Source organism: bacterium, assembly GCA_021372615.1.
Taxonomy (GTDB): Bacteria; Armatimonadota; Zipacnadia; order Zipacnadales; family UBA11051; genus JAJFUB01.
Window position 1 is genome coordinate 1 of the sequence record JAJFUB010000108.1, and the last position, 11,255, is coordinate 11,255.

Consider the following 11,255-nt stretch of genomic DNA (forward strand, 5'->3'; position numbering starts at 1 on the left):
TTCGGCTGCGAGTCCGCCGCCTCGTTCGAGGCCCTGCTCGAAGACCCGCGCATTGATGTCGTCAACATCCTCACCCCCAACGCCATGCACGCCCAGTTCGCCATCCCCGCGATGGACGCCGGCAAGCATGTTGTCATCGAGAAGCCGCCGGACATGACGCTGGACAAGGTGGACGCGATGATCGCCGCCCGCGACCGCAACCACGTCAAGACCGCCATCTCCCTGCAGGTGCGCTTCCGCAAGCCCATCCAGGCCATGTACCAGGCCATCCAGTCCGGGCGGTTCGGGAAGCTGTACTACGCCGGGGCGCACATGAAGTGGTTCCGCGACACGGCGTACTACCTGTCCGATGACTGGCGCTCCAAGCGCGACCAGGGCGCCGGCGTCACCATCCAGCACGCCTTCCACTACATTGACCTGCTGCATCACCTGATGGGCGAGGCCGATAGCGTCAGCGCCCGGATGTTCAACCTGGCCCACCCCGACGTGCAACTGGAGGACACGCTGCAGGCCTTCATCAACTGGGGCAACGGCGGGCGGGGGATCGTGGAGGCGAGCACGGCGCTGTGGCCGGGGACGGACATCCGCATTGAGATCAACGGTGAGAACGGCACGGCGATCATGCAGGGCGAGCGCCTCGTGACCTGGCAGTTCCGCGACGAGCAGCCGGGCGATGCCGAGATGACGCAGGTCGGCAGCGCGGCGGTCAAGACGGCCGCCGGCGGCGCGGCCGACTTCGCCTTCACCGAGCACCAGTACATGATCGAGGACATGGTCCGGGCGATCAACGAGGATGGCGACCCGTGGGTAACGCTGGAGAAGGCGCGGGGCAGCCTGGAGATCGCGCTGGCGATGTACCAGAGCGCCGACGCGAACGGCGCGGAAGTGCAGCTGCCGCTGTAACCCGATAACCCCTCCGGCGCTCGCTGCGCGAGCGCGCCGGGACGGGTCGCTGCGAAGCAGCGGGGGTAGGACGACCTACCGCCAACGGCGGCCTACCCCCTACCCCCTCCGTGAAGGGAGGGGCGAACGACGAACGGCAACGCGGGACAGGCATCACTGCCTGTCCCGCTTCGCTTGCGTCGTTCGGGAGGCGATTGTGCGGCTAGCTGCGCGGCCTGATCTTCACGTGTCCGTCGGCATACAGACACACCGAGCCCTTGGTGTGCCAGTTCGAGCTGAAGTCGAACAACAGAATGAACGTGGACTCGTTGTTGTTGATGAACGACGAGGGCGAGGCGTACTGGTACAGGCCGTTCCCGTAGTCGTACGACAGCCCCTCGGTCTGCCAGGCCTTGTCCTTGTCAGACGGGCAGCGCCAGATCTGGCTGTTCTTGACGTACGGCTCAATGATCTGGTTGAGGGTCCCGGGGGCCCCGTCGCCCGACGAGCTGGCCGCCAAGGGCAACTCCTCGTCATAGTCGGAGGCGTACATCATCAGCGCCGCCCCGATCTGCTTCTGGTTACTGATGCAGGTGGACTCACGCGCCTTCTCCCGGGCCCGCGAGAACACCGGGAACAGGATTGAAGCCAGGATCGCGATGATGGCGATCACCACGAGCAGCTCGATGAGCGTGAAGCCGCCGCGTCGGTCATGTCTCTTCATGGAATCTCTCCTCCTTCTGTCGCCGGGCGAACGTTGCTCCTACTGCCCACCAAAGGCCTTGCCCATAGCCTGCAAGAGCGGCTTGATCTCCTTGCGTTGCGTATCGCTCAGGCCGGCGGAATAGCGGGCCATGCGCTGCGCCATGCGCGAGCCGAACCGCTGGAAGCGGCCGCCGCCCCGCCCCTGCTGCGCGCCCTGTCGCATGCGCTCGGCCATGCGGTTGATGCGCTCCACCTGCTGCTGGATGTCCGCCGCCCGCTCCTCGGGGCTCTTGGCCCAGAAGCGCGCCCACCGGCTCTGGAAGCGCTGCTCCATCTGCGCCTCCTGCTCGGCGTCGGACAACTGCCGCGGCACCGACAACAGGTAGACCGGCCGCCACTTGGCGTTCACGGCGGTGGCGATCTGCGCCAACACTTCCTCGATGGGCTTGTTCTCGGCCTGCAAGGTGATGTTACCCGTCAGGTCGGCCCCGGCGGCCACGATGAACCCGCTGGCGGTCGTGAAGTCGTAGAGCGCCTGCTGCAGCGGCGTGTCCTGCAGCGTCAGGGTCACCGTCTCGGTACGCACGGGGATGATGAGTTCGCCTACCGGGTCATACAGGCGGGGGCCGAAACGTCCGCCCTGTCCGGGTTGTCCGCCCTGTCCGGGTTGTCCGGCTGCGGGCTGTCCGGCTGCGGGCTGTCCGGCGGCCGGCTGTCCGGCGGCCGGCTGACCCTCGGGGGCCTGCCCACCGGCGGCCTGAGCCGCCTGGGCTGCCTTCTGGGCCTCCTCGCGCAGGCGACGCTGCATGTTGGAGCGCCCGGCTCCGGGCATCTCCGGCGGCGGCTGTGGGGCGGCCTGAGCCTGTGGTGCAGCCTGCCCCTCGCCGGCGGCCGGCGGCGGTCCGCCCTGTGCCCCCGGGCCCTGCCCCTGTCCGGGGCCGCCCCTCCCGCGCCCGAAGGCCCCGCTGGACCGCCACTGCTCGAACAGCTTGCCGCGTTCCTCGTCAGTGAAGCTGTCGAACCAGTTCTCGCGCTGGTTGTTCATGCCCGCGTACAACTGGTCGGCGGTCCACGGGGTGGCCGGTGGCGCGGACTCCAGCACATAGGCGCGGATCCACGAGGCCTCGATGGCCTCGCCGAAGGCCTTCACGGCCGGCTCGGTCTTCACGTCAGTCACCTTGACCGTAGCCGTGGCCGTGCAGGGGCTGACGACGCCCACCTGCACGGATGACTGCTTGGTGATGTCGGCGGCCACGTCAGCCGCCGGCTGGTCGGTGACGTCCAGAGTCACCTTCGGCGCGGTCGGCTCGGGCTTCTGGTCCTGGGCTGCGGCCCACGGCACGGCGCCCAGCACGAGGCCCACGACCAGAACGGCCAGACAGACTCTCCGCATGTCTCCCACTCCCTTGCTCAGCATGATGGCGTCGCCACTCCCTGACACACCACCGCGACCAGATTGCGCACAAACTCCTCACTCTCGTCGCGCCACTCGTCGTCAGTCCGGCCACGCGAGCGCATGACGAAGGCGCGCATGCTCAGGGCGATGACCTGCATGGCAGCCTCGGTCATCTCCGCGCGCGCCTCCCCCCGCGCCGCCCGCTCCACAAGCAGGCGCCGCACGGCCTCGCGCACCTCCTCGTACTGCCGCCGCAGCTCCGCCGCAGCCGCCGGATCGCGGCGGGCGGAGTGGAACAGCATGTGCAGCAGACGCCGGTGCTCCCAACTGGCGTCCACAAAGGCCCGCACCTGGCGCGCCAGCGCGTCGGCGAGCGGCAGGTCGGCCAGCTCGCGCAGCGGCAGGCGGATGAGGTGGCCAGGGCCGAAGCGCTGCAACACCGCCTCGAACAGGTCCTGCTTGGTGGGGAAGTGCTTGAAGAGCACGGCCTCGGTGACGCCCGTGCGCTCGGCCACGTGCCGCGTGCACGTGCCCTCGTAGCCGTTCTCAGCGAATAGTTCCAGCGCCGCCTGCAGTAGCTGCTCGCGGCGCGCTTGCCCTCGCGGCCCCATGTTCACAACCCGGTTGGTGGTCAGGTAAGTGGACACTTACCCTCTGACGTAGGCAGTATTCGGCATATTCCCACTGTTTCCTACCGTGTAGAGCACCTTTTTGCGCGCTGGGCCGATCCGCCCTGTGCGGGCCCGAGGGAACACCCCGGCCGCGCGGTTGTCCTACTACGCGACCCCACAAACCAGCAGGGAGGGATGCACGGTGCGCCAGTGCAGGGCTATCTGGGTGTTGCTTGCCGGTCTGTTGTACGGAGTGGTCGTCCAGGCACAGACACCGACCCAGCTACGGGTCACCGATGTCGCCGTCTTCAAGCACGGCTATGGCTTTGTGATGGCGGAGGGGACGGCCAAGACCAAGGACGGGTGGGCGGTGTGCGCGGAGGTGCCACAGGCCTCGCTGGGGACGCTGTGGCTGTACAGCCCGCAATCGGGCGTGGTTGTGGACCGGGCGGTGGCCGAGGTCCGTGAGACGAAGCAGACGCAGGACGCGCGCGATCTGGCCGGGCTGCTGGAAGCCAACCTGGGCGGGAAGGCCATCGTCTCCCTGTACGCCAGCACCACCGGCGATCCACGGCTCATCGAGGGCGTCGTGCTCAAGCCGGTCTACGGGGACAAGCCGCCCGGCTACGCGCAGCCGCAGACGCCGCCCCAGGATGACACGGTCATCTGGGCGGCGGTGCCACGGCCGCCGCAGCGCGAGCAGACCCTCACCCATGTGATGCTCCAGACCGACAAGGGCGAGGTGGCCATCCCGGCCACCTGGGTGCGCGATGTGACCTTTGCGGGGCACGCACGGCGCGAGCAGGAGGTGCTGCGGCCCGAGCAGGTCCTGACGGCGCACCTGGTGCGTGACGGCAAGCCCGTGGCGGGCGAGGTCCCGCTGGGCCTGGGCTACCTGGCCAAGGGCCTGCGCTGGCTGCCGGGCTACCGGCTGCAGATCATGGGGGAGGGCCAGGCCCGCCTGCAGTTGCAGGGCGACCTCATCAATGACGCGGTGGACCTGCAGGCCAGCCGCCTGCACCTGGTGATCGGCGTGCCGCACTTCGTGCAAGAAGAGATGCTCTCGCCGCTGTCACTCCAGGTCGCCTGGACCAGGCTCTCCTCGTACTTCGCCCCGGTGCAGCAGAGCGACCGCGACCGGTACAGCCGGGGCTCCTATGGCCAAGCATTCGCGATGCCGGTACCCGCGGCGACGACCATGCCGACATACGCCGGAGTGCAGGGCATGGTGACCGATGCCATCAGCGCCCGCCTGGGCGCCGGCGTCGCCGCCTCTGTGACCGGGGAGCCGGTCGAGGAGCTGTTCTTCTATCGCGTGCCGGACCTGACCCTCGCGCGCGGTGGGCGGGCAATGGTCGCCATCTTCGACGAGGCCGTCACCTACGACAACGTCTACCTGTGGAACGTCGTGGACGACCCCGACTACGTGCGCCGCCGCTGGTCACCGTACTACACCGCCCAGCAGCAGCAGCAATACCAGCAGCAGCCCCGCACTCCCGAGCAGGAAGCCCTGCTGCGCGACGCGATGAACCCGAAGGTCTGGCACGCGCTGCGCCTGCAGAACACGACCAAGGCGCCGTGGACCACGGCCCCGGTGCTGGTGATGAAGGACGCCCAGCCCGTGTCCCAGAGCATGCTGCTCTACACCCCGGTGACCGGCAGCGTGGATGTTACCACAACCGTGGCGCCGGACGTCATCAGCAACCGCGACGACCTCGAGATCGCGCGGACTGCCCGCGCGCTGAACGTGTCCGGCTACAACTACGACCTGGTCCGCGTGAAGGGCGAGCTGCAGTTGACGAACCGCAAGACCCAGGCTGTGCGCCTGATCGTCAAGCGGCAACTGGAGGGCGCGGTGGACGAGGTGAGCGCCGAGGGGGAGGTCACCAAGCTGGCCGAGGGCTTCGGAGGCATCAACCCCACCTCACGCATCATGTGGGACTTCAGCCTCCCCGCCGGTCAGCAGATCGTGCTGCGCTACAGCTACAGCGTCTACGTTCGGGTCTAGCGTCGCGTCCGCAGAGTCGGCGTCATGCTCCAGTAGCGCGGGCGGCCTCGCCCGCGCGGCGGGGCCGGGCAGGCGAGGCCGCCCGCCCTACTTGGGGGGCCGCCTCTTCTCGGACGCAGTACCAGCGCCCGGGCCTGCCGCGCTCCGGCGGCAGGCGTCCGCGCGCCCCCTCGCGAACTTACCGGCGGAACTCATCCGCCCGACTCCGAGGAGGCGCCTTCCATGCAGCCCTCACCTCGCACCCCCTGGACCCTCGCCGTCATCGCCCTGCTGCTCGCCGCCACGTCACTCCCGGCCCAGACGCTCCGCGCCGGGGACACCACCGTGCGCGTGGACCCGCAGGGCAGAATCACGCTCGACTATCGCCGCACGCCGATCGTGACCACCAGCTATGCCGGCATGTTCGGCCGCCTGCCGACCGGCAGTCCGATCTACTGGGTGGACGCCCGGCGCGAGCTGCAGGTCGAGACCTTCCCCACCGGCGACCCGCCCCGGCTGATCGCGTCGAACACCGGGACCAACGGTGTGACCATGCGCCGCGAAGTCACGGTCCTACCCTCTGGGGTGCGGCTGGCGCTTGAGATCACCGTGCCCGCGGGCGTCGCCGGCTCCATAGACACCGGCTTCACGCTCGACCCCGAGCTGGCCTATGGCGCGCCGGGGACGCTGTGGGACAAGCCGGGGGGCACCAGCAGGGCCGTCCGCCTGGGCGCGGCCGAGGGCAGTCTGCCATACCAGACCGCCTTCCAGAAGCTCCTGTTCGACGGCGAGTGGGGCAAGCTGACGGTAGAGTTCGAGGTGGGGGAGGGGCTGCAGGCACAGGGGGCCCTCCTCAACGGCGCGCGCAGCACGCGGAGCGCGGGTGAGTGGGTGCAGGTGCTGCCGCTGTCGGCCGGTGTGGCCGCCGGCGCCGCGCCGCGGACGTACCGCTCCGCCTGTGTGATCCGCTTCGAGCCCACCCCCGGCAAGCAGCACCTGTCGCCCCGACGCAACCTGCTATACGGGGGCGACTTCGAGAGCTGGCGCAACCCCGATCTGCCCGATGGCTGGCGGCGCAGCCCGTATGGCACCGCCGAGAACGCCGCCGGCCTGGCGCCCGACGAGCAGGTCAAGTTCGAAGGCGCGCGCAGCCTCCGCTGGTCACTCCCCACCAGCACGCTCACCCACGCCACGCAGTGGCTCGGCTACTGCGCCCCGACGACGCTGGACGGACGGTACGTCTTCTCCGTCTACTTGCGGGCCGAGGCCGCGGGGGCCGAGGTGATGGTGCGCTGCGGCGGCGCCACGAAGGCGCAGCCGACCACGGAGTGGCAGCGCTTCGCGGCGGTGGCTGAGGTGAAGCCCGGCCAGTCGCTCCCCGGCGTCAGCCTCGAGAAGCTCTCCGGTGGGACGGTCTGGGTGGACGCCGCGCAGCTTGAGGCCAGCAACGAGCCGACGCCCTTCATCGTCCGCGCCCCCGAGACCATCTTCAGCGCCGTCCCCTTCCCCAAGGGGTTGCTCGCCGACGAACTGGCCCGGTACGCCACCCCGCCTCCGCTGGGTGGCTGCGGCCCGGAGTTCTCCTACTACACCCGCGAGGCGAAGGGACGGCTCATCTACGAGGTGGCCCTGCCCGCCGAGCGCCGAGCGCAGGCCGCGCTGGCGGTGATACTGCGCGGCCCGGACGGCAAGCCGGTGCTCAGCCAGACAGTCAAGTCGCCTCTGCCCACGCGGGTGGTCGTCCCGTTCGACGTAGCGCGACTGCCGCGAGGCGCCTCGCAGGCGACGGCCGTCCTGACCGAGGGCGGCAAGCCGGTGGGCGAGAGGCGGGACGAGGTGCTGAAGCTGTCGTCGCTGGTGCCGGGCGCGGAGGTGAAGATCAACCGCCTCACGCGGGTGCTGTGGCGCGACGGTAGGCCTTACCTCCCGTGCGGCAGCGACGCCTCCACCAGCACGGAGAGGGCCCTCGGCCACATCCGCGACCAGGCCGCCAACGGCTTCAACCACCTGCACCTGTGGAGCGGCTTCTGGGAGCCGGAGAAGACCGCGCACGGCACCGTGCCCAAGCTGAATCCGGCGGCACTGACGCAGATCCTCGACGCCGCCCAGGCCGCCGGGATGACCGTCACCGTCAACCTGAGCCACTGGCTGTCCATGGGCCACTTCAGCCCGGGGCGCTTCACGAACCCGGACGTGAGCGACGAGGAGATCCTGCGGCGCGTGCGGGAGGTCGTGCGGCTGTTCCGGGGCCATCCGGCGGTGCTGGGCTGGCACCTGATTGACGAGCCCGACCCGGCCTACTGCACCCCCGAGTGGATCGCCCGTATCCACCGCGAGGTGAAGGAGGAAGACCCGTACCATCCTGCCGAGATCAACCTCGGCGGCACGGCCGTCAGCACCGCCAGCTTCCTGGAGGGCTCCGACTACGTGTCGGTGGATATCTACCCGGTGCCCACGGGGCATGTCGGCATCATCGCCCCTCACACGCGGTTCATGCGCCTGTCGGGCCAGTGGCGGCCCATCCGCTGGTGGATCCAGTCCCTCCCGTACGCCTACGAGCCCACCGCCGCCGAGCAGGCCTGCATGGCCTACCAGGCCCTGGCCGAGGGCACGCGCTTCATGCTGTTCTATAACTACCGCCCCACGTCATACGCCGCCTGGGCGGGCCTGGGGCAGATCGCCGCGGAGATGAAGGCGCTGCAGCCGGCGCTGTCCGCCGAGCGCCAGGACCTACCGGTGGCGGGCGTGGACGATGAGCGCGTGGTGGCGTCGCTGCACCGGGCCGAGGGCGCCGTCTGGGTCATCGCCGTGAACCGTGACACGCAACCGGCGACAGCACAGTTCACACTGCCGGGCGACTGTGCGGAGAAGACGGCGGAGGTGTTGTTCGAGGGGCGGAAGGTGAAGTGCGAGGGGACGACACTGCGCGACGAGTTCGCGCCAATGGCCCGGCATGTGTACCGGGTGAGGCCATAGGAGGGGAAGGGATGGCAGGGAGTACGTCACGTCCGCGCGGTGGGACCGATGGTACGCCCGACACTCTTGTCGGGCGGCGGGGGGATTCGCCCGACAGGAGTGCCGGGCGTACCGCCGCACGGCCCCATTCGCCCGACAAGAGTGTCGGGCGTACCGCCGCACGGCACCATTCGCCCGACAGGAGTGTCGGGCGTACCACTGCGCCCCACCATCCGCCCGACAGGAGTGTCGGGCGTACTACCGCGTGATGGCCTCCCCCAACGCCTGGATGAGCGGTTTGAGTTCAGCGCGGCGATCCTGAGGCAGGCCAGCCGCGTATTGCGTCATCCACTGCAGCGCCTTCGGGCCGACCGTCGTGAGCGCCCGCTTCACCATGTTCGGCTGGCCGTCCGCGCCCGGCTGCCGGGCCATCGCCCCCCACTGGTTCAGCCGCCCCACCCACTTCTGGACCTCCTGCGCGCGCTCCTCGGGCGGCTTGGACCAGAACTGCGCCAGGCGGCTCTGCAGCGCCTCGTCTACCTTCTGCTCCATCTCCGCCTCGGACAACACGCGGGGCACCGAGAGCAGGTAGATCGGCCGCCACTGGGCGTTCACCGCCGCGGCGATCTCCCCGATCACCTGCTCCAGCGGCTGCTGGTCGGCCTTCAGGGTGACGTTGCCGGTCAGGTCGGCGCCGGAGGCCACGACGAACTTGCTCGCGGTCATGAGGGCGAACAGCGCCTGTGGCAGGGGCTGGTTGTCCAGTTGCAGCGTCACGGTCTCGGTGCGCTGTGGGAGGATCAACTGGCGCACGGCATCGAAGCGGCCCTGGAACGGCCCGCCGGCGGGGGGACCGGCGGCACCCTCCGGGGGCCTGGCGACGCCGGCGCCGGGGATCGCGGGCCGCTTGGCGCCTGGCTGCAGCGACAGCATCGCCATCGCCATGAGCGCCTGCCGCTGCGGTTCGGTGAGGCTCTCGAACCAGGTGTCGCGCTGGTGGAGGAGGCCGGCGAGGAGCTGGTCGGGCGTGAAGGGTGTGTCGGGCGGGCGGGACTCGAGCACATAGGAGCGCACCCACGAGGCGCCCAGCGCCTCGGCCAGCGCCGCCACCGCCTCGTCGGCCCTGGTCTCCTTGAGGCTCAGCGTCACTTGCCCGGGCGCGGGGTCCACAATACCCACCTGCACCCCGAGTTGCTGGCCGATCTCGGCCACCACCTCGGCGGTGGGCTGACCGGCGGCCTCGAGCGTGGCCTCCGCGTCGGCGGGCGGCTGGGCGCCGGCCGGAAGCATGACAGCCGCCGACAAGCACGCACCAAACAGCAGAGCAATCCGCACCATGTGTCGCTCCTCCCTTCGCTCACCGCGCTACGGAGCAATTATGGCAGGACAACGGGGGGCGCGTCAAAGGTGAGGGGAGGTCGTTCTGTAGGGCGGGGGCTTGTACCCCGCCCGCGTGGCAGTGGCCGAACGACAGGGCGGGGTACAAGCCCCCGCCCTACAGAACGGCGTCCTCACCGCAGCGGCGGGTAGTAGATGAACAGGTGGGAGATGTCGTCACTCTCGCCCAGGAACAACTCGCCATTGAGGCCGGTGGCCATGGCGCCGAACGAGTGACCGATCCAGTACTGCGGGAAGGCCGAGGCGATGACTCCGAGGTCGGTGAGGCTGCGGGTGGACGGGACATAGGCGAACAGGTGGGCCATGCCGCCGGGCTCCTCGACCACCCCGTAGAGCCGCCCGTCGCCCCCCTCGGCCAGCGCCCGGATGTTCGACTGCCGGTTGGGCTTGCCCAGGTTCGTGACCGTGTTGTCGAAGGGGTCGAACTGGAACAGATAGCCGTCCACCGACGTCCCGCCGTACACCATCCCGTCACGGGCGACCAGCAGGCTCTGCACGCCGGCCACGTAGCGCTTGCCCTTCTGGCAGGGCGCCTGGGCATCCAGCGCGCCGAGGCCATGGACATAGATCTGGTCGACCTCCCACAGCCGCCCCTCGGCAAACGCCCCCAGCAGCCGCCCGCCCGGCAGCAGCACCAGCACCGGCGCGGCGCCCTCAATCCGCGCCATCGGCTCGACCTCGGCCCCCGCGGCGCTGATCTTCAGCAGCGTCCCCTCGGGCATGGCGAGGGCATACAGCGCGCCCTCCTCGTCCGGGCCGGCACAGGCGGCGAGGCCACCGACGCCCTCGGGCAGCGGCAGGGGCTCGAGAGCGGTCTTCGCGCCGCGGAACTGCTCCATCCCCTGACCCGTCTCGCCGGTGGCGTCATGGCGGAACGCCCCGCCCCCGCCCTCGCCCCACCAACCGCCCAGCAAGACACTGCTGCCGACATGCGCCAACACCCCGCCGCGCACGGGCTCGTCGCACACCACCCCGACATCGGCCACGCCGAACCCCGGATGAAAGTAACACAGGTGCGAGCGGCGTCCGCAGGTCAGGCCGTAGACATTGCCGGCCGGGATCGGCAGCAGCGCACAGAGCGCCGACTCGCCGCGCACGATGGTGGGCTCGACGAGGTGCTCGCGCAGCGAGAAGCAGTAGACACTGCCTTCGCTCACGAAGGGGAACGCCTTGGTGCGGTAGAGGCGCGAGTTCTCGTCCGCCTGCGGGGCGGCCAGGTGCGGCAGGGGCTCGGGTTCAGGGACGGGCTGAGGCTTCCTGGGCATGGTGGTCTCCGGGATGGACACAGGCGTGTGCGGCGATGGTACGCCCGACACTCCTG

At 69.8% G+C, this 11,255-nt stretch carries 7 protein-coding genes and 1 pseudogene; 3 read left to right on the plus strand and 5 right to left on the minus strand.

Annotated features, from left to right (window positions below):
- On the plus strand, positions 1 to 903 hold a 903-nt coding region (locus LLH23_16035; protein MCE5239971.1), incomplete at its 5' end, for a Gfo/Idh/MocA family oxidoreductase.
- 403 nt (positions 904 to 1,306) lie between these two features.
- Here LLH23_16035 and LLH23_16040 read toward each other — a convergent pair.
- The 3 genes and pseudogenes from LLH23_16040 to LLH23_16050 all read right to left on the minus strand — a co-directional run bounded on the left by LLH23_16040 (position 1,307) and on the right by LLH23_16050 (position 3,630).
- Positions 1,307 to 1,606: pseudogene (locus LLH23_16040) on the minus strand (DUF1559 domain-containing protein).
- Between the two features lie 39 nt (positions 1,607 to 1,645).
- Positions 1,646 to 2,980: a hypothetical protein gene (locus LLH23_16045; GenBank protein ID MCE5239972.1), complete on the minus strand. Its 1,335-nt coding sequence runs from the start codon at positions 2,978 to 2,980 to the stop codon at positions 1,646 to 1,648.
- 17 nt (positions 2,981 to 2,997) lie between these two features.
- Entirely contained in the window at positions 2,998 to 3,630 is a 633-nt protein-coding gene (locus LLH23_16050; GenBank protein ID MCE5239973.1) for a TetR/AcrR family transcriptional regulator, read from the minus strand.
- Between the two features lie 166 nt (positions 3,631 to 3,796).
- Here LLH23_16050 and LLH23_16055 point away from each other — a divergent pair, with 166 nt between their 5' ends.
- Positions 3,797 to 5,602, plus strand: coding sequence for a DUF4139 domain-containing protein (locus LLH23_16055; protein MCE5239974.1), 1,806 nt, complete (start codon positions 3,797 to 3,799; stop codon positions 5,600 to 5,602).
- A 222-nt stretch (positions 5,603 to 5,824) separates the two neighbouring features.
- Positions 5,825 to 8,557: a hypothetical protein gene (locus LLH23_16060; GenBank protein ID MCE5239975.1), complete on the plus strand. Its 2,733-nt coding sequence runs from the start codon at positions 5,825 to 5,827 to the stop codon at positions 8,555 to 8,557.
- Between the two features lie 237 nt (positions 8,558 to 8,794).
- Here LLH23_16060 and LLH23_16065 read toward each other — a convergent pair whose 3' ends face one another.
- Together LLH23_16065 and LLH23_16070 are read right to left on the minus strand one after the other, a co-directional pair.
- Positions 8,795 to 9,874, minus strand: a complete 1,080-nt coding sequence (locus LLH23_16065) for a hypothetical protein (protein MCE5239976.1) — start codon at positions 9,872 to 9,874, stop codon at positions 8,795 to 8,797.
- A gap of 173 nt (positions 9,875 to 10,047) precedes the next feature.
- A complete protein-coding gene (locus LLH23_16070) occupies positions 10,048 to 11,199 on the minus strand; it encodes a hypothetical protein (protein MCE5239977.1) in 1,152 nt (383 codons plus the stop codon).
- Positions 11,200 to 11,255 lie beyond the last annotated feature (56 nt).

Bases quoted from the DNA above. Each gene is read 5' to 3' on its own strand.
- LLH23_16045 (MCE5239972.1), bottom strand. From the start codon at position 2,980: ATGCGGAGAGTCTGTCTGGCCGTTCTGGTCGTGGGCCTCGTGCTGGGC.
- LLH23_16060 (MCE5239975.1), top strand. From the start codon at position 5,825: ATGCAGCCCTCACCTCGCACCCCCTGGACCCTCGCCGTCATCGCCCTG.
- LLH23_16065 (MCE5239976.1), bottom strand. From the start codon at position 9,874: ATGGTGCGGATTGCTCTGCTGTTTGGTGCGTGCTTGTCGGCGGCTGTC.
- LLH23_16070 (MCE5239977.1), bottom strand. From the start codon at position 11,199: ATGCCCAGGAAGCCTCAGCCCGTCCCTGAACCCGAGCCCCTGCCGCAC.